Here is an 18,476-nt window from a genome sequence, read left to right as displayed (position 1 = left end):
AACCCCCAGTTCGTGGGGGGCTACATCGAGCGATAGAGTGTCTTCCCGCAGTGGTTGCATATATGGTACTGGCGGACCTTCACGAAAGCCTGCTCGCGCCATACGCGAATGCTTTGGGACCCGCAGTGATAGCAGCTCATGCCGCGGGGAGTAAGACAGCCAGGGTGAGCTTCGACATATCTCTCTCGTGTCGGGGGGCCGCCACGAGTCAGAAAGTACGCGAGCAAGCCCAGATAGTTTGCGAAAACGCAGATAACGACCCATGCCAATGCTGATCTTCCGTCCTTCCTGGCGAAGTAGAAGGCGATCACTGCCGGTGCAAAGTAAATCGAAAAAAGGGTAATCAAGCCGCCCAAGATCTCTCTCCTGTTAAGGGGTTTTGGCTGGGAGGCTATTTTGGCCCACGTCGCCGGTTGCCGCCGCGAGTTGCAGTCAACGTTCCGTTGCAGCAGGGACATGTGAAGGAATGCAGCAGCTCGATCTTCTCGGAGGAGTTCGAAGCCAAGTAGGGCGTCCCACATTTCCGGCACGGCCAGACCGCCAACTCTTCGTTCATGGCCATCGAGCGGGCCAGATGCATAGAGCGTTCCGGTGGCACCTTGCAGTCATCGGCGAAGAACGACTTGTTGATGTCCATGGCGGCAACGAAGCTCTCCGGCGTAGAAACGTCACACGCGATCGCTGAACGGAACAGCCACATCTGGAATGTCGATTGCACCCGACGGGCCGGCGTATCGATGAACCAAGTTAGCGAAGAGGGAGGCTGGCCGGACGGCGACGACTTACCGTGGATCCGACGATAGGCATCCCGGGCGGCCTCGAGGCTGGTGTTGAAAAGCGAAGAGACGCTCTTGGCACGGCAAGCGAAGTACAGGAACGCCTCGAACAGAGCATCGCGGACGAAATTCTCCAGCCGGAATTTTCCCCAAGCTTCGGAGTGGGGTAGGCGATCCGTGCGCAAGGGCGACGTTTCCATCAGGAAATGCGCGATGAGTTCGCGACTTAGTCGGCCGGCGTGTGTCTCAAGCCAGAACATCTCGTCGGCAAAGCGCCAGTGGAACAGGGGTATCAGACGCTCGGAGATGGCGACATCCATCTCATGCTGAGGCACAGATCGCAAATATGCTGCTAGTTCGTTTGAGATACCGATCAGCGGAGCGGCGAGCACAGACATGTTCAGCATGTCATAGAGCGCAGTGATGTAGGACCGATTCGTGTGCTCCAGTGCCAGCCGCTCAACGACAGAGAGATCGCTCGGCAGGGAAGCCTGGAGCCGATCCATCGTGATAGTGGGCATGCTGCCCTCAATGAACGACCGCCAATCGGCGACAGAAGACAGCGTAGGCGCGAACGCAAGGAATGGCGTGCAGAAGACCTTGTTGGATTGCTCCTGGTCGCTGCGCAACGCAAAAAGGTTGTCGTGGGACACACGGAAGACGCTTTCCAGTTCGGGGCGTACCGCTACAGCATTCACGACGAAATTGCTGATACGCAGATTGGCCGATAGCGCGCGGTCTTGCACCCAGCTTGGAAGAATGAATTGCTCGAAGATGGAGCGGGAATGGTTCGTCTGCATTTCAGGCTCCAGTCAGGCCAATCAGTTCGTTGTGGAAGGCCTCAACCGTGCGACGCAGCGACAGCAATGCGGCGCCGTGTTCCTTCTTCTTGATCGACTTGATCGTGGCGCGAAGCTTGTTTAACGCGTCATCCACGTCCGCGCAAAGGCCGTCGATACGTAGCGCTGTATTGCGGGAGTCGGCCACTTGGGACTCGTGTCCCTGAATCTGGACATTCAGGTCCCCCAGATGCTGCTGCGCTTCGCGGAGCTGGGCCTTTGCTTCGTCCAATTGCTTGTTGGCTTCGATGACCGCGTCCGCCACATCCTTGTACTCCGGCGGCACGACTTCGACGCGGACTTCCTTCACGACTTCACGAATCTTCGATTCCGCTAGAGACTTCTGCAATGCGTTTCTTTCGCCGGTCAATCGCGAAACGAGGACCTGCAAGGATTCGACAGTGTTTGCCTGAGAGCTAAGAGCGGCCGTGGATCGATCGAGCTGCTCCTTCTGGGAGAGCTTCTGCGCGTCTGAGAGATTCGCTTGCTCGCGCATGGCTCGCATCTGTGCTTCAAGATCCCGTTGGCGCTCGAGGCTTTCATTCAACTGGTCCTCGGCAGCTTGCAGCGTGGCCATGACGCTGTTGAGGTCCTGATGCGTTTTGCGCGACCACTCGATGTAAGGAATGATGTCCTTGCGCGAATACGCTTCGTCCGATTTTCGAGCGTCAACGAAGCGTTGGATCTCATCCTCGGTGATGTCCGCACGCTTCAAGATTGTCAGTTCACCGAGGTTCAGAAACGTGATGGCATCTGCGTTGTCGGAAAAGTGGTGAAACGCCTGGAGGTACTTGATGGCGGAGCCACGCGAAATGCGCAAAGCCTTGGCAGCGAATGCGTACAGCAACGTGACTGCCTCGTTCTGAGCTCGTTCCTCCGTTCCGAATCGCTTCTGACACGATGTGAGGATCGTGTGGTAGATCTGGAACATGCGCGAGCCGATGGTCGTGTGCTCGCTGAGAATGCGCTTGCGCGAGAGTTCGATCTCTTGCGCTGCCTGGACGATTCGGCCGATGGCGGCACTGTCGACATACTGGCCCAATTCATGGACCGCCATCTCTCGCATTGAGTTTGATGTGTTCGGATTGACAAGATCGAACTTGGCCTTGTCGTCGTCTTCTTTTCCCTTTTTTGTCATTGTTTGCCCCGTCAAGAAGGAGAGTGATGCGGACCCGTGTGCGCCGCAACTCCTTCAACCTACCACTCGAAATTCATTGTCAAGTGAGACGAGAAACAGATGCAGCGATCAGGGAGAAGCTTATGACGTTGTTCAGTGGTCGTGAGACTCGAAAGCGAGGCAAAACCATATCGCTTTCGTTAGTCAACCTCGAATCAGCGGTGCTTCTGTATCTCTTTTATCGACTTGGGTTTAAGCAAATGAAGGTAGATGCCCCTTCAGCGGGGGTGGCCTGTATAGACAGGTTGGGCTTTGAAAGGAACATGTTCCTTTCAAAAACTGTGAAAGCTCAGCCCCAGGACATCTCTTTTGAGCCCAACGTTCCGGGCAGGCGTGGCCTTGTCACGTTGTGTATTCGCGTGTAGAGTCTCGCTACCTTCAGCGTCCTCGACGCATCGATATAGCGGTGGCCACCTCGGCCTTGCGCAGCGCCAAATCTGGCGCGCTTTGCGCCCCGCCCATTTCCCTTTTTGTACAGATCGGTAGCGCCTTTACGACATGTGCCGCATGTCGCAAGCGCGTTCCTGTTCGTGCGCGCTTCCATGGATTCCTTGCTCGTCTGAGCATCGAAAAATCGCCTGGCATCCGCCAGGAAATCCCTTCAAACGTTTCTCGAGAGAAACCATGGAATCCTTTGCCAATAACCTGATCAAGCGTCCGCTCAAGCTTTTCGCATGGGCAATGGCGTTGTATGCAGCATCGCAGTCCTTTCTGGTCGCCATGTTTCTGACGGCTGTCCTGTTCTTCTTTCTGAAGGAAAAGGCAGTCCAATGGAGCAAGGTCGTACCGGCAGCGCCGAAGGTGGCGACGCCGGAAAAGGCGGCCGACAAGGAGCCGTCGGTCGGTGAATCAACGCAGCCACCCGAGAAGCAGTACGAACGCTCGGCCGTGGTTACGCCAATCCGTCGCACTGGAACGCACGATCGTTCCTAACACATAGCCGCCCAACTCTGGGCGGCCTCATTCCACCTGTCGCGGGTATTCGATACCCCGCCGACAGGTGGGTCTTCGGATGCTCGTCCGGAGACCATCATGGAAACAACGGCAGCAGGGTGGCAGCTGGACTTTTTCGGTGAAGCGGCCGCAATCGTTGTGCCCCCTCCGAAAGTCGATCCACTGCCGGACCCATCGCTTTGGAGCGAATCGGTTCGAGAGCTGATGATCGATGCGCTTATCAGCCTGGCTTGTGACAGCCGTCGCGGCGACAACATGCCCGAGTCACTAGTCGATTGTGCTGATCTCTTACGTGACCGGATCCGCAACAAGGCTTCGCTGGACCTGGAGGATTACTCCATGACCATCGGCTGGATCTTCGGCTACTGGGACGGTGCGCTGCCCTATACCTACGTCTGTGCGGTATGCGGCGTGAGTCCCGAGGTGCTGCAGGACGTCATCCTTAACCATGCTCGCCTGAAAGCTGACCTCGACGAGGTGCGCAGACAGTGCTGCGGCTCTCTTCTCTGAATTCCCCATGTCACTTTTCAATATCCTCAAGCAAGCGGCCAGTTCCTTGCTTGGCCACAAGAATGCTTCACCCCACAGCGAAAAAGTTCAGGTGGGGACCGGCGCAGACAACGAATTCCAGATCAACATTGGCGGTGTGCCGCATCTGTTCCGGGACGAGGGCGATCGCGTGGTGCATTTCAAGGCCGTATTCGACCGGACAATCCAACACACGTCGTTCGGTGACAAGTTGTTGCCCGAAGTGATGCCGCGATGGAGCAAGGTCGGCATCCACGACGCGGACGGCGACACCCTGCAGTCCGTTGCGGAGAAGGTCGTTCGGGACGCCAAGCTGCACGCGGCACCGCCGGCACATGACGAATCGAAAGCGGTCGTTCGGCAGCATCATCCAAGCATCCCGAAAGCGGGGCAGGTCGATGATGGTGCAACGGCTCGTCGCAACGCTTCTGACTCTGGCGCCTCATCCTCGACGTACACCGTTGGCACGCTGCTCGAATGGGGGGAGATGGAGTTCCCCAATCGCAAACCGGGTGGCAAGCGCACCTACACGTCGTTTGCAGTGAAGCTCGACACGGGCGCTGGCGTGAAGACGCTGCAAGGCGAGGGCCTGAAGGAGGTCCTGGCCGATGCCCGATGCAAGGTAGGCGAGCGCGTCGGCGTCAAACGCCTCTATAAGGAGAAGGTTCCTGCATTCGACCAGAAAACGGGTCAACCTCTGCGTGACGACACCACGGGCGAGCAAAAGCTTTGGGACCGCTGGGTCTGGTCGATCAATCGCATTCATTGACAAGGAAGGATATGGCATCCGTTAACAAAGTAATCCTCGTGGGTAACCTCGGGGCCGATCCTGAAACCCGTTATCTGCCCAGCGGTGACGCGGTCACTAACATTCGCATCGCCACTACCGATCGTTACAAGGACAAGCAGTCCAACGAGTTCAAGGAAGCGACCGAATGGCATCGGATTGCGTTCTTCGGCAAGCTGGCAGAGATCGCCGGCCAGTATCTGAAGAAAGGCTCGTCGGTCTACATCGAGGGGCGTATCCGCACCCGAAAATGGCAGGACCAAGCCGGTCAGGATAAGTACAGCACCGAGATCGTTGCCGATCAGATGCAGATGCTGGGAGGTCGCCAAGGCGGCCAAGCGGCTGGTGATGACAGCGGGCACGAAGAAGGCGGTGCTGGATACCAAACCACCAACACTGGTCAACGCCAAGGTCAGCGCCAGGAGCAGCGTTCGTCGGGCACCGGTTACGGCGCACGTTCTGGGCAATCGTCAGGCGGTTATGCCGGCGGCGGCGCGCAACGTGATGGTTTCGAAGATGATGACATTCCGTACGCCGCTAACACGGCACTCGACGGAATTCCATTCCGGCGATAGGCGGATTTTCACTACGGCCTAACGGCCGTTGCTCCTCCACACTCATTCGCACTTTGCTGCTGCTGCCGGCTATCCGGCAGCAGCAGTTCTATCTTCGACGTCGCTAGCAAGGCGCTCGGCATCTTCCTTCCCCCCGCATGCAACGCCATGCTGAAAAGACCTTCTGGCTAAGCCGGGATGTCTTTTGAGCAAGCGTTCCTTCGCCTGTTTCAGGCATCGACCCACCACTCCACCAGGAGTCATCCCATGCAAGATATCAGTGTGATTGTGAAGAGCTGGAAGGCAGAGCAGTGGGACGCCCTCATTGCTCAGTATCTGCCAGCCGGCATCCTCACGGATGCCTTCTGGCGCGGTCGGCCTGGTCCCTGCCCGATATGCGGAGGCAAGGACCGGTTTTCCTATACCCAAAACCGCGGCCGCGGCGACTGGGTATGTCGCAAGTGCAATAACGGTAGTCCCGCTGGTGGCGACGGTCTGGAGTTGATCCGTCGATACACCAACATGTCCTACTCGGAGCTGAAGCGTCGGCTCAATGGTCAGTGCAGTGAGCCGCTCCCACCGGTTGCGGCACGGGTGCCGGCACGCAAAGTCGTCCCACCAAGTGAGTTGATGAGGCGAGTCATGAAGCAAATCGGCAAATCGAAGCCCATTCAACCCGGCGATGCAGCCATGCGCTACCTCGCGGCAAGGGTGCCGGGCCTGCGTGCTCCCATCCCGCAGTCGCTACGTATGGCCGAGCAGGACTATTGGCATGAGCGAAAGGTGGTTGGGAAGTTTCCGACCATCATCGCCGAGTACCGCTTGGCAGACGGCAGGCTTGCCACCGTGCATCGTACGTCGTTGCATCCCAACAAGCCGGAGAAAGCAATGGTCGTGTCGGAGGACGGCGAGATTCTGCCCAGCAAGCGTAACTACACGGGCGCGCTGCCGCTGGATGGTGGTGCTGTCCGCTTGATGTCGCCTCGCCATGGCGAGATCGGTGTGGCCGAAGGCATCGAGAATGCCTACGCCGCCTACATGCTGTTTCGCGTGCCGACCTGGTCGTGCCTTAACCGAGTGCTGATGAGCAAGTTCGTGGTACCGCGCGATCTCGGGATTCACACCGTGCACATCTTCGCTGACTTTGACAAGGTCGATGCAAGGACCGGTAAGTCTCCCGGTATGGCCGACGCACTTACCCTGCAAAAGCGGCTACGGCACGAAGGCTTCAACGTCGTGCTGCATCGCCCGAAGGTTCGGGGTAGTGATTTCTGCGACGAGTGGCGCACGGTCTATCAGCTGCGCGAGATTTCGCAGCAGGCGGTCGCCGCCTAGTTTCCGCCGCATATGCGGCAATCCTTAACATCTGCCCTGTGGGTTCGCCCACAGGGGCGGATTCCCTCGTGGCAGTCCTCAACGGAGAATGCGATGCCACAGAAAGGATTCACGATGATTGTCAACAAGCTGCATATCCACGCCATGCGCAGCACGCCCACTCAGGACGTGCAGGCATGGAAGTCCGATGCGCAGTTCTTTCACGTCTACAGGAAGGACGGGCGGGATAGCCTCACGCTGCTCGAAGGCAATCTTTCGTATGACTCGGCGGTGGATTTCTGCCTTGCCCCTGGCACGCTTCACTGACGTGTGCCCAAACCTTAAACAAAAAGCCCAGCGATCATATCGCTGGGCTTTTTTTCGTTTGTGGCCTGTGTATTTCGCCTACGCCGTCTTACGATTCTTGGCGCCTCGGTAGACCGCCACGACAGCTTCCACAACGCAGTAGCAGATCACGGTAGCGAACACGAACCGGTTGATGTCATGATTGGTCGAGAGGAAGTCGAAGAATTTCATGTGGATCTCCGTGAGGTTTTCTGTAGCTTGCCACATAACTGTTGCCGGTCAAGCCCTCGTCTAGTATCGGGCCAGCGCGTCGTTGAGGGCGCCGATGTCGAGGCCGGCCAAGGGGTCGAGTGCAGCGCCAGCATTACTCTTCTCCATTGCGCCTTGCACTGGTTCTGTCGCCGCAGGGGGCGAAGCTACCGTCGGCGCTGATAGCGGTGCCTCGTTGTGTGGTCGAGCCTCAGAACCTCGTGTTGTCGGGTCATGAGGTGTGGGGGCAGGCGTTCGCGCCGGCGTGGCATCAAAGCTGCCATGAACCACTGGCGAACCTGGCACTGGTGGCCAGACCATGGCGTCTTGCCCGCCGGCCCGTCCTGACTGGAGCCCGCGCAATGCCAACATGCGCAGCATGAAGGACCGCTCTCGTGGATCGGAGAACTGACGCAGGTAAGCGAGCAAATCTGGCTCGACCAGCGTCACCGTCATTTGAACCTTGTCCATGGCCGTACCTTACGCGGCTCGGCTTGCCTGCCGAGTGGCGGCGCCGATCGTGTAGAAGCCACGTACGTTTGCAAAACACGGCGAGTCCATCATGTGGATGGGATTCAGGGGAAACGCAGCACGAATGGCCGGTGCGTAGAGCTGCGCGCCGCCGCCCGTAAGGATGATGGCACGCAAGTCGTCCGTTCGCCCCACGCGCGTCTGGATTTCCTTGACGGGCTGATTCGTGAGCGCCATCGCTTCAGAAAGATAGGGCGCCATATCCAGATCCTCCCCAAAATACACGAGTGGCTTGGATTCCCGGATGGCTTGGTCGATGCGCTCGATGCCGGCGTCCGGTTGGTTACGGTCGGCCGTGATCAGGCTTGCGACCTGCTGATAGATACGCGCTGCGCCGCCGGGAACGCCACCGCTACGCGTGTCGTCGACCGTGTAGCCGCGCGCCACAACCCAGTCGGTCGTGAAATAGCCGACGTCGATCACCAAGTATGCATTGTCCGGATCATAGTTCTTGCCGCGTTGCTGGATGTAGTTGATCAGCGTGCCCAGAGGCTGGGGTAGGGGAAGGACACTGCCGATATGGATTTCCCCCCAGCCAAAGTCATGGGTTCCGGCGAAGCGGTCCTTCAGGTGCGCAGCGTATTTCTGCGTGTTGTGAACGGGAAGGCCCAAGACAAGGCGCTCAACGTCGCGCGCGCCGGCGTAGTGCAGCGCACCGGCGAGGAGAGCGGCGTAGCCTGGGGTAGTTGCGAAGTCTTCCGACAGCGCGCGGCCGGTGTGATGCGCGCCACTGATCGATACGCCGGGGCCCACCTCGTACCGCGCACCATCAACTACGACCTCGAGGACATTGCGGCCTTTGAACACTCCGCCGCCGAAGGAGTTCAGGGAACTGTTCGCTGCGAGCGGTGCGAGCGACGGGAACATATTCGTCGCGATCTCTGCGCCCATTGCCCACGCGGCTTTCGTATTGCCGTAGCCAACGTCGATGGCGATGGTCGGGTGCTTGATAAGGTCGTTTTGTTGTTTCATGGACAAGCTTCCTCTCACTGGATGGGGTAGTTTCGGTCGATGCGCCATCGCCGGACAATCTTCGCCCTGGTCGGAGCAAGTGCTATCTGGTGCCATCATGTCCCACGTACTTGATGGCACATGGTGGCACTACGTGGGACTTGATCCGATCAAGTCCCGTATGCTCCGATGTGGTCCGACTTCGTGGCACATCGCTATCACCCACTCTACCGTCGGAAAATCGAAGTCAAGTTTCGAAAGCTGGTGGATTTCCGGTGCGAAGCGTTGCCAGTGAATCGTTCCGTGGTTTATGCTTGGCGCACCTACCGCGTCCCCGACGCATCGACTCCGCCGCCATTGGGCGGCACAAAACGGCCTTCGATCCTTCCTTACGGAGGGGTACTGCAGGGCTCACTGTTCATGCCGGAAATTGCACCGGCTTTTTTTTCAATCAAATCAAGTGGACCGTGTCGGATAGTGAGGACACCGGCCCCCGCGATACCAAGCCGATTGGCGGTCTGTTTGTGAAAATAGACCGTAGTGCGGACAATTCCGAAGCCGGACACCGGACAGGTGCTCTGTGGAAATTCCGCGTATGCCCGACACCCTTACAGCCGCGTGGCTGGGTGCGGATCACGAAGCCCGACACACTGCGGCGGGGATGATCTGACTTTGGGGTGGGGAGCTGCTTTGCGTGCCGAGAAACGGTGAACGCAGGCTTCTGAGCAGATATCGATCCGGGGGGCGCCACCGGTACCAGAACGGCGCAACAGGTAATCACCCATCACGGCATCGGCCGCAGGCGTGTGGACGCAATCCTCACGAATACAGGCCGGCATCAGCAGATGCACCGGATAGGGTGGCCGCGCACGCGGCGCGCAAGGCGAGAGCCCTGCGTGTCCGCGTAAGCGGACGGTCACGACGCATTGCTTCCATGCTCAGGGCCGATCGGTTTGGCATCGCTAAAGGACCGGGAGAGTAGTGGTAGGACCGGCTGGGTGGGCCGGCAAGCTGGGGGTGGTACCCCGGTGCACCGAACGGGACAGATCCGAATCGGGGTCGGTGCTGTCCTGACATGGGTAGTGCGGCTGGCACGGCCCTGCAACGCTATTGCGAGAGCAAACATGAGCAAGACGATCAACCTGCGCCCGATCCTGGAGCAGTACAACCTCCCCGAGAGGTTCAAGGCGGAATTCGCCGTCCTGGCGGCCGAGCACCTTCACCTTCCCCATAGCGGCACGCGCGTGAGCGGTCGATCGCTGTCGCAAATGTCGCAACGCCAGAGGATTCAGGCTTTGCTTGCGATGGTGGTGGAACTACGGCGCATTGGTGGCATGGCGATAACCTCGCCGTACGCAATCCGGCAGAAACACATTCGCTGGCTGGTCCGTTACTGGGTAGAAGATCGCAAGTTGAATGTCGGTACCGTAGAACTGCGGCTGACACACTTGCGCGCCTTCATGTCGTGGATGGGCAAAGGCAACATGGTGGGGCGGATCGAAGACTACACGGTGCGACCGGACGGCTATGTCCGCGGCTACGTCGCGAAAGAGGACCGCTCCTGGGAAGGCAATGGGATCGACGCCCTGGCGAAGATTGCCGAGATCGAGGTGACTGACCGCCATGTCTCGCTGCAACTGAAACTCGAGGCGGGTTTCGGCCTGCGAGCAAAGGAAAGCTGGCGGCTGCGACCGGCGATGGACCTCCTACCATCGGGCATGCTGCACGTTCAAGATGGCACCAAGGGTGGCCGTCCGCGGCGCGTGCCTATCGAGTTTGACTGGCAGTACGAGTTACTGGGTCAGGCGGCTCGCCTCGCAGAGTCCACGAACCCTGGTCGCGGCACACTGATCCCCGCGACGTTCACCCAGAATCAATGGCGCCGGCGGTTCTATACGGTTCTGGAGAAGCATGGCATTACAAAGGGTGGGGTAGGCGTTACGGCTCACGGATTGCGGCATCAGTTCCTGCAGCAAATGTACGAGCGGCACAGTGGGCAGGCTGCGGCAGTGAAGGGGGGAGGGAAGATTCTGGATGCAGAAGCGCACCGAGAAGCAATGCGCAAGGTCGTGGAGGCCGCTGGTCACAGCCGGGCAACTAAGGCGAACGCCTATCTTTCGACTTACTCGACGCAATTGGCAATGGCGCGGCGAGAGTTGACGGTAGCCGAGGTCAAAGCAGCGATTAAGGCTGCCGATGGGAATAAGGCAGTTGCCGCCCGAGCCCTGGAGATTTCACGAGCGAAGCTCTACCGAATTCTCGCCACAGCAGATGGGAAAGGGGAGGAATGACATGCTTCCCAGCGAAGTGAATGCAGTTGCTGCTCGATACCGATTGCCTCAGGCCTTTGCCGAGGCTTACAAGAATCTTGCGCTGGCGAAGTTGACTATTCCAGTCGGACGGAATTCGACGCTATCGGCCCAGACGCAGCTGCTTCGACTAACAACTCATCTTGCATCGTTTCGCGAACTAATTGACGATGGATACACGATCGAGACACCTTTTGATTGTGATTCACAGCATATCGCGCACCTCGTTAGAAAGTGGATCGTCGACTTCAAGCAGCTTCCCGGAACCGTGGAAAATAAGCTCACGCATTTTAGAGCGTTTGCCTTATGGATTGGAAAGCCTCAGATCGTACGGCCAATGCGTGAGTATCTTGAGCGCCCAGAAGCGTACCGCAGAAGCTACTCAGCCCAAGCCGACAAAACTTGGTCCGGAAACAAGATTTCAGCGATTGACGTAATCGGAAAAATTGCGCCCCGTGAACCTCATATTGCAATCCAACTGAGGTTGCAACTGCTGTTTGGCTTGCGTCCCGTTGAAGCATTCTTGTTGCAACCTCGGCACATCAGTGAATCGGGAATGCTGTTTGTAAATCGAACATCCGAGGGTAAGAGTGTCCGCGAGCTCCCAATTGAAACGCCCGAGCAGTGGCAGGCTTTGTTGGACGCGCAGGAGCTTGAGAATCCCTCGGATGGCTGCATGATTCCTGCGCCTTACACTTTTCGACGCTGGCGCGCTCACTACTACTACGTGCTTCATAGGCATGGCCTGACAACGGAGGAGATGGGGATAACGTCTATAGGGCTCCGGCACGAGTTTGTGAACAGTCAGTATGTGGCGGTGACAGGAGTGCAGGCTGCAGTGAAGGGAGGGGCTGAGGTGGCTACGAAGCTCCATCGTCAGGGGCTCCTGAGGCTAGGCCAAGTTGCAGGCTACAAAAGCCCGAACAAGGCGGCGTCGATGTTGGGTACACACACTCGCGAACCGCGCCCACGACCGGATGTCGCGACGGCGATTGCGATCCTAGAGAAGGTGAACGGCAACATGAGTCGCGCGGCAGCCGCCCTTGGAGTGAGTCGCGCCTGCCTGTATCGTCTCGTGCCCTGCACGAAACTGGTGGCAATTAGGGAGGCGGTCCCCTGCAAGGAATGATCCCCCGGCCGAGGTCAGCGATACGTCATCTGACGTCGGACTGCCCACTTGATCCGCAGCAGCGTGACGGGTGGTGGACGGGAATGCAGGTGCATTCCAGGGAAAGCGCTTAAACAATCGATAGCTTTCGCCGGATAACGTGGCATTGCGTCGAGGAGAATGTCTAACGTTCGAGAACCCAACCCAATCGGAAGGATGAAACATGACTAAAGCTGAGCTCATCGATGCGATCGTTGCCGGCGTGGACGGTCTGTCTAAAACCAAGGCAGAGCAAGTACTGAATGCTACCCTGGCTGCCATCATGGATGGCGTTGCCAAGGGTGACACACTCACCCTTGTGGGGTTCGGCGCCTTCAGCAAAGGCGAGCGTGGCGAACGTATGGCGCGCAATCCGCGCACCGGCGAGGAAATTCGGGTCGAGGCAGCCCAGACCGTGAAGTTCAAGGCCGGTCAGCGATTCAAGGACGCGGTCAACGGTGGCGCCGGTGGCCGGTGACGCGATGCATGCGGCCTCCCCACAATACGTGCCAGTCGCGGAGCTGCTCGCAGGCACCGCGGAGATCCCGCAACGCCTCGATGCCGCGACGATCCGATATCGCGGCGTCACTTGCCATGTCTATGGCGTGCTCCATGGTCTGACGGGCGGCACCAATCGCCAGTACAAAGCTCTGGTCGAAGACGCGATCGAAAAGGCCCCGGGAGAGCTTGTCTTTGGCGAGACGAAGTTCGCGAAGCTGTACCGAGGCATCCAGGTCGAGATGGACGACTGGACTGAGATCCCACTGCGCGATGCATTCCGGATGCAGTTCAAAGCCGCTCTCACGCCGATGCGTATGTTTATGGTGGCCGCCGGCATGCGGCGCGAGCGGCGGACGATGGCGGACCGTTTCGGTGCGAACGGGTTTCGTCGTCTTCAGGACATCGGTGGCTCTGCCGCCTTCCATGCGCTCTCGCCCGACGAGCGGCGCAGGATTGCCGGTTTTCCGGAACCGTACATCTACCTCGTGGAGAATTGCCGTCGCCGGGCGGGCGGGGGCGACCGCCGTGGACCGGTGTTCCCCGACCCTGATTGGCGCTGGCTCGCGATGATCGAGCCGGAGCTCAACATCCCGTTGCGAAGCGTCTTCATGCTGGAGTTCGCAGTGGAACGGGCGAGGGTGTTGGGGGCCAGTGAGATATCGATCTTCGTGGGCGAGATTCACAACTCCGACATGGTGTGGCTGGCGGGCTTCGACGAGTCTACGGTGGACCCGAAGGTACGGGACATGGTGGACAATGTCCGCTGGCGCGCTATTGAGCTTGCGCGGGCGCCGCTGCGCCCTTCCCGGCTCCGCTTTGTTCTGGCTTCGCTGGCGGGTGCGTCCATCCCGCTATCGTTGTACTTCGGCCTCGGAACGTGGCTTTGGGCACGAAGCTGACCGGAAATCGGCCAGTATGAAAGCGAAAGGCGCGTCTTTTGACGCGCCTTTCGTCTTTTTTGAAAGGAACATGTTCCTTCCCGCGGGATCCTACCGGGCGTAGGCCAGCATGAGCGTGGCCAGCGCACCGGCGTGCTGAACGAGCCCGCCGAGGGATTCAGCCGCTTCCCCAGCTTTCTCGTGTCCAACGAGCCAGGCAAATGCGACACGCCGGGCAGCCTTCTCCCCCGGATGCGGGGTCGGCGGCGGTAGATCCAATGCGACGCCTTGCTTTGCCGGCGCCAGAGCCGGGAACGGATCGATGCCGGTGAAGTGGGCCAGTTCGCCGATGCTGATGACGCTGTATGCCTGCGTCGCATCGTTGCGGACGACGTAGGCTGCGGCACCGACGCCCGGCACATAGATCGCCTTCCACAAATAGTCCGGGATGCGCACGCGGCCGTTCAGCATTCGGGCGGCATTGGTGAATGCCGGACCGGTCACGACATGGATGGCGCCATACTGACGCGCGAGCTTGCGCGTCGATGTCTCGATATGGCTCCAGGTCCTCCGATTCGACGTGCTGTTCTGAGGCACGACGTTGGCGAGGCTGAAACTTTCGGCCTGGGACGCGTTGTCTCCGAAATCACCGCTCGGGGCAAGGTGGCCACGGTCGTATCCAGATCGTACGAAGTCTCGCAGCTGCGCACGCTCGCCAGCCGGCAAGCGGTCTTCTTCATAGAAATCACTGTCGCGCGGTAACGTGCGGGCTGCGTCGGCTGCGGCGCCGGTCAGACGTTCAGCGGACCACAGTGCCGTGCGGGTCTGGGGCGAGTAGAGGACGGCGTAGGCGCGGTAGCAGAGCAGCTTGGTGTTACCGACGGACCGGCTTACTGCAGGTTGGCCTGACTCCAGGATGTTCCCGCATTTCGCAGTGTCCTTGGCGGAGGCGGCTGCCGCATTGGCGGCGAGAAGGAGGGCGACTGCAAGGTGGCGAATCATTGCTGTGGTGAAGTGGTCGTTAAACACAACACCAGCTTGCCCGTTCTGGGCCAAAGTCAAGGCTGCCAGTGATCGGGAAGCCCATCGATGGCCTTGCCGATGAACTCGTGCAGATCCAGGAGCGGCCAGTCCTTGTCCGCGAGCGATTCTTCGGCAATCTCGGCGCACAGCGCCGGCACATGATCGAATCGGATCATCGGCGCGCCATCGATGTAGATGATCTTCGCGCGCTTCAACAGCTTCTGGTATCTCGCCGCCTGCGAGATCACGGTCTCGGGCGGATCTACGTGCTTGAACTCGTAGCCTGGCTGGGCGAGTGCTGCAGCCATCGCGGCGAACATTGGACCTTTCGTTTCCCAGTCCGTGCTGGTCGAGGCGAGGAGGTTCAGGAAGTAGGGGAGATCGGACGTGGTGAGGGCGCGGCGCGCGTTCATTGAGATGGCATCCGCGTCCGCCTCGCGATGCTCGACGCGATTATTCCAGATCGCGCTGAGCTGGGAAAAGACTGCGTCCTTGATGTCGGCGGAGTCCATTCGGATCGGCGGCGTGGACATGCCGCACTCTTCACAAACGATAACGGCCTGGAGGCGCCCGGCGATGTAGAGCGGGGCGCCATCGCAGTGGGCGCATTGAAGAAGGCCGCTGGGCATGGTGAGAATCCGGTGCTGAAAATGCCCGCATTATGCCTGCCGGCGGCCTGCGCCCGATCAATTGGGGTGGTTGGGCTGTTCGATCAGCGCCATCTCGGCGCCGAGATAGTGGCTGGTGGTGTCCAGTAGGTCTTGGCGGGCAGTGGTCTGGAAGCCGTGCAGGATTTCGGCATGGTCGCGAAGCGCGGCACCGATCTGCCAGAACTCATTGAGCCAGTGTCCAGGCGGGCCCATGGGACCACCCGTCTGGCCGGTGGCAATGGCCCCTCGGATGGCGAGAACGGTTTCGGGTTCGGGGTATTCGCGTTCGTTGTCGTCGTAGGGCGTCATGGTCATTTTGGTTGGGTGGCCCATTGCAGGGCCGGGTGCATCTGAAAGCCGTCGAACTGGCGGAACAGCTCGGCGGCGCCGCGCGCGTATTGGAGGATCCATTCCGTTGCGATCCACCGCCGGCCCAGTCGCTCTGCGGCCCGTCGGCAACCCGAGTGCCTGGGCGGCACGGCGATAGGCGCGAGTGTCAGCGCAGCTGTGGCCGCGTTCGATGACGTTGCGGGGCAGCCGCCCGGCCGTCTGGTTCCCGAAGGCGCTCTGCCGAATGCGATAGGCGCCATCGCCGTACACGGCATTGCGCGCCTCGCCGCCGGCGGCGATCAGTCGTTGGTGCCGTTCCGTGTGGGCTTGAAGGATTTGGCGGTTGTCGGCCCGCACGCAGGCAGGATTGTTTGTGAACCAGAGCACCGGTTCGTAGGCAGATGTGAGCTGGACGCGTTCCACGCAGGCCCACCGCGTGGGTCCGGGCGGCTTGCTGTAGTTGACCCAGGGAACGCGCCCCATCAGCGACAGGCCGAGACGGTCGTGCAGCGCCAACGTCAGGCGTTCTATATAGAGAGAGCGAGCGGGGCTGCGCGGCTCGAAGATGTCATTCGATACATTGAGCACAATACTGCCGCCAGGAACGAGGCCCGCAACGATGGGCTCCAGTGCCTCGCACAAGAAATCGACGTATTGCGCCTCGGTGGGATTGCCATAGGCTCGCGCCTGGCGCAGCGGGTACGGGGGTGACGTGACGCACAAAGCGATCGGCTCGCCAAGGCCGCGAAACACGTCCTCATGGCGAGCCCAGACGGCCATACCCAGCGTGGTGCTGAAGGCGACCAGCCGCACGCCGTCGGCGGCGCGATCCAACTCTTTCGTGACAGGCTGCGTCAGCTTCCAGAATCCGGCGCGGTCGGCCACGCGCTCCACGATGTTCATGGACTTCAGCGTCTGCTGGTGCCAGCGCACGGCCCGCTTGAAGGGGCTGTGCAAGGCGCCTGCCGTGCCGACCGGCACTTTGGCACGCGCCTCTGCCAGATCGACCCCGGCTGCGGTGGCCACGGCATCGTAGAGCTGCGCCGTGGCGATACCTTCAGCGGGTGCGTCTGCGAAGGCCGCAGCCACATGTCCAAACAGATTCAGCTGTTGCATCGGAGTGCCCCTCTCGCCAAAGCCCGCTCGCATGCGGCGGCGACGTCCAGCGCCGTCACCGGAAAGTCGTCATGCAACGTATCGTCGAGCTGGCGACCAGCCGCCTTCTTTCCGGCCCAGCCCATTACCCAGCCGTCCGGCGTTGTGGTCTTTTCACCAACCGGAACACTGTCGGCCTGTCCCAGCATTGGTATCCACTCACCCCATTGCTTGAACAGAAACGGTACGCCGGCCGACGCGCACTGGTCGCGCAGGCCGCGAGCCCAGTCGGGGCTCATCGGCCGAGCGCCGCGGCCGGACTCGCCGCCGGCAATGATCCAGTCGATTGATCCAGGGTCGTAGTCATTGTCCGAGGTGTGCAACAGTTCGCCGGTCATCTTGGAAAACACGTCGACATCACCGAGGAGGGGTTCCATCGAGAGGAAGCGCGTCTTGGCCGGGGTGCGGAGCAGCTTGGGGATGTCGCGGTCTGCTTCGGCCTGATTCACGATCGTCGCACCGAGCCAGATATCGGCGGGCGCGTTGCCGGCAATCCAGGTGGCCAGCCAAGGTACGAGCGGATTGTCCGCACAGTCATCGCGCAGCATCAGCGTGTTGAACGCCTCTCCGAGCCGTTTGGTGGCGTTGCCGATGCGCTTGGTCAGCACCAACTTATCGAGGTTCGGCGTCTGCCGCCATACATCGAGCATGTCGATGAACCATTCGATCGGCACTTCGTTGTCGAAGACATCGGCCAGGCTCGCGCAGAAGACGCGCTGCCGGCGGCCGTGGACGGTAGCGAAGGCATCGTGCGCAGCGTTCCATCGGAACATCTTGCGCCAATTGTCGGTGGAGGTCCGGCGTCGGGGTGCGCCAGGGCCCCAATTCGTGGCGGTGCCGCCGCCGAACCGCTGGTTGCGGGCTTCGGCATAGCAATGGTCGCAACCCGGGCCAACCTTCTGACAACCTTCCCATGCGTTCCACGTGTGGTCAGTGCATTCGATCTTTGTGTTCTCGCTCATGCCTGCTCCTCAAACATATCCATCGTCAGGGGATCACGCTCGGGTGCCGCATCGGCCAGGAGCAGTTGACGGATCGACGCGGCGCCGTCACCGCCATACGGCGTGTCCGCTTCAGTCCAGCCATCCTCGAGGTCGGACGGCGCGCGCACGCGACCGGCAAGCTCGATGCGCGGCTCCATGCTGTCGCCTTCGATATTCAGCCGCTCCTGCACGGCGACGACGCATGCAGCCTGAGGCGTATCGGCCTGGATGACCGCGCGGTACACGATGTCGACGTTAAAGAGCGGCATGGGCTTCTCCGGGCTGGTGGATGGCTTTGCATTTTTGGCAGGTGGGCGGCACCGCGCCATACGGTTGCCAGCCAGCGCGCCGTTTCATGCGCGTGGCCGTGTGACGTGGCTTGTGTCCGCAAAGGGCTTGGCCCTTGTCGAGATCCACGAGATGCACGAGGTAGCCGCCTTTGGCGCGGGCTGCGGCGAGCCGCCGGGATGGTGAAGCCAGCAACGGCGGCTCGCCCGTCGGTAGTATGTTTTCTCGTACGGTATGCTTTTCCAT

21 protein-coding genes are annotated in these 18,476 nt (G+C 60.1%); 11 read left to right on the top strand and 10 right to left on the bottom strand.

What is annotated here, in order from left to right; genetic code table 11:
- Window positions 1–20 precede the first annotated feature (20 nt).
- The 3 genes from GA566_RS28760 to GA566_RS28750 are packed head-to-tail and all read right to left on the bottom strand — an operon-like array spanning window position 21 to window position 2,753.
- Window positions 21–458, bottom strand: a complete 438-nt coding sequence (locus GA566_RS28760) for a PLD nuclease N-terminal domain-containing protein (RefSeq protein ID WP_160474967.1) — start codon at window positions 456–458, stop codon at window positions 21–23.
- Window positions 392–1,576: a FlhC family transcriptional regulator gene (locus tag GA566_RS28755; RefSeq protein WP_160474966.1), complete on the bottom strand. Its 1,185-nt coding sequence runs from the start codon at window positions 1,574–1,576 to the stop codon at window positions 392–394. Before GA566_RS28755 ends, GA566_RS28760 begins: the two co-directional genes overlap by 67 nt.
- A 1-nt stretch (window position 1,577) precedes the next feature.
- Window positions 1,578–2,753 (bottom strand): hypothetical protein, encoded by a 1,176-nt coding sequence (locus tag GA566_RS28750; RefSeq protein ID WP_160474965.1) that lies wholly within the window; start codon window positions 2,751–2,753, stop codon window positions 1,578–1,580.
- 663 nt (window positions 2,754–3,416) lie between these two features.
- On the opposite strand from GA566_RS28750, the gene GA566_RS28745 reads away from it, so the two are divergent.
- The 6 genes from GA566_RS28745 (at window position 3,417) to GA566_RS28720 (ending at window position 7,256) form a co-directional block, all read left to right on the top strand.
- Window positions 3,417–3,725 carry a hypothetical protein gene (locus tag GA566_RS28745; RefSeq protein WP_160474964.1) on the top strand — a complete coding sequence of 103 codons (309 nt, stop codon included), beginning with the start codon at window positions 3,417–3,419 and terminating at the stop codon, window positions 3,723–3,725.
- Between the two features lie 99 nt (window positions 3,726–3,824).
- On the top strand, window positions 3,825–4,256 hold the full coding sequence (locus tag GA566_RS28740) for a hypothetical protein (protein WP_160474963.1): 432 nt from the start codon (window positions 3,825–3,827) through the stop codon (window positions 4,254–4,256).
- 7 nt (window positions 4,257–4,263) lie between these two features.
- Entirely contained in the window at window positions 4,264–5,043 is a 780-nt protein-coding gene (locus GA566_RS28735) for a hypothetical protein (RefSeq protein WP_202126979.1), read from the top strand.
- Between the two features lie 11 nt (window positions 5,044–5,054).
- Window positions 5,055–5,636: a single-stranded DNA-binding protein gene (gene ssb / locus GA566_RS28730; protein ID WP_160474962.1), complete on the top strand. Its 582-nt coding sequence runs from the start codon at window positions 5,055–5,057 to the stop codon at window positions 5,634–5,636.
- A 246-nt stretch (window positions 5,637–5,882) separates the two neighbouring features.
- The gene (locus GA566_RS28725; protein WP_160474961.1) at window positions 5,883–6,950 is read left to right on the top strand and encodes a primase-helicase zinc-binding domain-containing protein; all 1,068 of its coding nucleotides are present in this window, start codon (window positions 5,883–5,885) and stop codon (window positions 6,948–6,950) included.
- A gap of 93 nt (window positions 6,951–7,043) precedes the next feature.
- A complete protein-coding gene (locus tag GA566_RS28720; RefSeq protein WP_160474960.1) occupies window positions 7,044–7,256 on the top strand; it encodes a hypothetical protein in 213 nt (70 codons plus the stop codon).
- A gap of 78 nt (window positions 7,257–7,334) precedes the next feature.
- Here GA566_RS28720 and GA566_RS33590 read toward each other — a convergent pair whose 3' ends face one another.
- Complete coding sequence (locus tag GA566_RS33590) at window positions 7,335–7,466, bottom strand: hypothetical protein (RefSeq protein WP_255459678.1); 132 nt, start codon at window positions 7,464–7,466, stop codon at window positions 7,335–7,337.
- A 498-nt stretch (window positions 7,467–7,964) separates the two neighbouring features.
- On the bottom strand, window positions 7,965–8,987 hold the full coding sequence (locus GA566_RS28715; RefSeq protein WP_160474959.1) for a PRTRC system protein D: 1,023 nt from the start codon (window positions 8,985–8,987) through the stop codon (window positions 7,965–7,967).
- A 1,103-nt stretch (window positions 8,988–10,090) separates the two neighbouring features.
- Between GA566_RS28715 and GA566_RS28710 the strand changes: the two genes are divergently transcribed.
- The 4 genes from GA566_RS28710 (at window position 10,091) to GA566_RS28695 (ending at window position 13,822) form a co-directional block, all read left to right on the top strand.
- Window positions 10,091–11,257: an integrase domain-containing protein gene (locus GA566_RS28710; protein ID WP_160474958.1), complete on the top strand. Its 1,167-nt coding sequence runs from the start codon at window positions 10,091–10,093 to the stop codon at window positions 11,255–11,257.
- A 1-nt stretch (window position 11,258) separates the two neighbouring features.
- Entirely contained in the window at window positions 11,259–12,404 is a 1,146-nt protein-coding gene (locus GA566_RS28705; RefSeq protein WP_160474957.1) for a helix-turn-helix domain-containing protein, read from the top strand.
- Between the two features lie 202 nt (window positions 12,405–12,606).
- Window positions 12,607–12,900 (top strand): HU family DNA-binding protein, encoded by a 294-nt coding sequence (locus GA566_RS28700; protein WP_160474956.1) that lies wholly within the window; start codon window positions 12,607–12,609, stop codon window positions 12,898–12,900.
- Between the two features lie 4 nt (window positions 12,901–12,904).
- On the top strand, window positions 12,905–13,822 hold the full coding sequence (locus tag GA566_RS28695) for a hypothetical protein (RefSeq protein WP_160474955.1): 918 nt from the start codon (window positions 12,905–12,907) through the stop codon (window positions 13,820–13,822).
- A gap of 90 nt (window positions 13,823–13,912) precedes the next feature.
- On the opposite strand, the gene GA566_RS28690 is transcribed toward GA566_RS28695, so the two are convergent.
- Genes GA566_RS28690 through GA566_RS28665 form a run of 5 tightly spaced genes read right to left on the bottom strand, consistent with a single transcriptional unit; the run spans window position 13,913 to window position 18,211 of the window.
- Window positions 13,913–14,803 carry a DNA/RNA non-specific endonuclease gene (locus GA566_RS28690; RefSeq protein ID WP_160474954.1) on the bottom strand — a complete coding sequence of 297 codons (891 nt, stop codon included), beginning with the start codon at window positions 14,801–14,803 and terminating at the stop codon, window positions 13,913–13,915.
- A gap of 56 nt (window positions 14,804–14,859) precedes the next feature.
- Window positions 14,860–15,453 carry a hypothetical protein gene (locus GA566_RS28685; protein ID WP_160474953.1) on the bottom strand — a complete coding sequence of 198 codons (594 nt, stop codon included), beginning with the start codon at window positions 15,451–15,453 and terminating at the stop codon, window positions 14,860–14,862.
- 57 nt (window positions 15,454–15,510) lie between these two features.
- Window positions 15,511–16,920 (bottom strand): DNA methyltransferase, encoded by a 1,410-nt coding sequence (locus GA566_RS28675; RefSeq protein WP_237380897.1) that lies wholly within the window; start codon window positions 16,918–16,920, stop codon window positions 15,511–15,513.
- Complete coding sequence (locus GA566_RS28670) at window positions 16,908–17,921, bottom strand: phage Gp37/Gp68 family protein (RefSeq protein WP_160474951.1); 1,014 nt, start codon at window positions 17,919–17,921, stop codon at window positions 16,908–16,910. Before GA566_RS28670 ends, GA566_RS28675 begins: the two co-directional genes overlap by 13 nt.
- Window positions 17,918–18,211 carry a hypothetical protein gene (locus tag GA566_RS28665; RefSeq protein ID WP_160474950.1) on the bottom strand — a complete coding sequence of 98 codons (294 nt, stop codon included), beginning with the start codon at window positions 18,209–18,211 and terminating at the stop codon, window positions 17,918–17,920. Before GA566_RS28665 ends, GA566_RS28670 begins: the two co-directional genes overlap by 4 nt.
- Here GA566_RS28665 and GA566_RS28660 point away from each other — a divergent pair.
- Window positions 18,189–18,416, top strand: a complete 228-nt coding sequence (locus tag GA566_RS28660) for a hypothetical protein (protein ID WP_160474949.1) — start codon at window positions 18,189–18,191, stop codon at window positions 18,414–18,416. The genes GA566_RS28665 and GA566_RS28660 overlap by 23 nt on opposite strands.
- Window positions 18,417–18,476: the final 60 nt, after the last annotated feature.

This window comes from Cupriavidus sp. SW-Y-13, from assembly GCF_009793345.1.
Taxonomy (GTDB): domain Bacteria; phylum Pseudomonadota; class Gammaproteobacteria; order Burkholderiales; family Burkholderiaceae; genus Cupriavidus.
Note: the sequence above shows the minus strand (reverse complement) of the source record. Positions and strands in the feature narration are given on the sequence as shown.

What these genes read in the sequence shown, in the direction of transcription:
- GA566_RS28760 (WP_160474967.1), bottom strand. Translation starts at nt 458, where the DNA reads ATGTCCCTGCTGCAACGGAACGTTGACTGCAACTCGCGGCGGCAACCG.
- GA566_RS28755 (WP_160474966.1), bottom strand. Translation starts at nt 1,576, where the DNA reads ATGCAGACGAACCATTCCCGCTCCATCTTCGAGCAATTCATTCTTCCA.
- GA566_RS28750 (WP_160474965.1), bottom strand. Translation starts at nt 2,753, where the DNA reads ATGACAAAAAAGGGAAAAGAAGACGACGACAAGGCCAAGTTCGATCTT.
- GA566_RS28745 (WP_160474964.1), top strand. Translation starts at nt 3,417, where the DNA reads ATGGAATCCTTTGCCAATAACCTGATCAAGCGTCCGCTCAAGCTTTTC.
- GA566_RS28740 (WP_160474963.1), top strand. Translation starts at nt 3,825, where the DNA reads ATGGAAACAACGGCAGCAGGGTGGCAGCTGGACTTTTTCGGTGAAGCG.
- GA566_RS28735 (WP_202126979.1), top strand. Translation starts at nt 4,264, where the DNA reads ATGTCACTTTTCAATATCCTCAAGCAAGCGGCCAGTTCCTTGCTTGGC.
- ssb (WP_160474962.1), top strand. Translation starts at nt 5,055, where the DNA reads ATGGCATCCGTTAACAAAGTAATCCTCGTGGGTAACCTCGGGGCCGAT.
- GA566_RS28725 (WP_160474961.1), top strand. Translation starts at nt 5,883, where the DNA reads ATGCAAGATATCAGTGTGATTGTGAAGAGCTGGAAGGCAGAGCAGTGG.
- GA566_RS28720 (WP_160474960.1), top strand. Translation starts at nt 7,044, where the DNA reads ATGCCACAGAAAGGATTCACGATGATTGTCAACAAGCTGCATATCCAC.
- GA566_RS33590 (WP_255459678.1), bottom strand. Translation starts at nt 7,466, where the DNA reads ATGAAATTCTTCGACTTCCTCTCGACCAATCATGACATCAACCGGTTC.
- GA566_RS28715 (WP_160474959.1), bottom strand. Translation starts at nt 8,987, where the DNA reads ATGAAACAACAAAACGACCTTATCAAGCACCCGACCATCGCCATCGAC.
- GA566_RS28710 (WP_160474958.1), top strand. Translation starts at nt 10,091, where the DNA reads ATGAGCAAGACGATCAACCTGCGCCCGATCCTGGAGCAGTACAACCTC.
- GA566_RS28705 (WP_160474957.1), top strand. Translation starts at nt 11,259, where the DNA reads ATGCTTCCCAGCGAAGTGAATGCAGTTGCTGCTCGATACCGATTGCCT.
- GA566_RS28700 (WP_160474956.1), top strand. Translation starts at nt 12,607, where the DNA reads ATGACTAAAGCTGAGCTCATCGATGCGATCGTTGCCGGCGTGGACGGT.
- GA566_RS28695 (WP_160474955.1), top strand. Translation starts at nt 12,905, where the DNA reads ATGCATGCGGCCTCCCCACAATACGTGCCAGTCGCGGAGCTGCTCGCA.
- GA566_RS28690 (WP_160474954.1), bottom strand. Translation starts at nt 14,803, where the DNA reads ATGATTCGCCACCTTGCAGTCGCCCTCCTTCTCGCCGCCAATGCGGCA.
- GA566_RS28685 (WP_160474953.1), bottom strand. Translation starts at nt 15,453, where the DNA reads ATGCCCAGCGGCCTTCTTCAATGCGCCCACTGCGATGGCGCCCCGCTC.
- GA566_RS28675 (WP_237380897.1), bottom strand. Translation starts at nt 16,920, where the DNA reads ATGCAACAGCTGAATCTGTTTGGACATGTGGCTGCGGCCTTCGCAGAC.
- GA566_RS28670 (WP_160474951.1), bottom strand. Translation starts at nt 17,921, where the DNA reads ATGAGCGAGAACACAAAGATCGAATGCACTGACCACACGTGGAACGCA.
- GA566_RS28660 (WP_160474949.1), top strand. Translation starts at nt 18,189, where the DNA reads ATGTCGACGTTAAAGAGCGGCATGGGCTTCTCCGGGCTGGTGGATGGC.
- GA566_RS28665 (WP_160474950.1), bottom strand. Translation starts at nt 18,211, where the DNA reads ATGCCGCTCTTTAACGTCGACATCGTGTACCGCGCGGTCATCCAGGCC.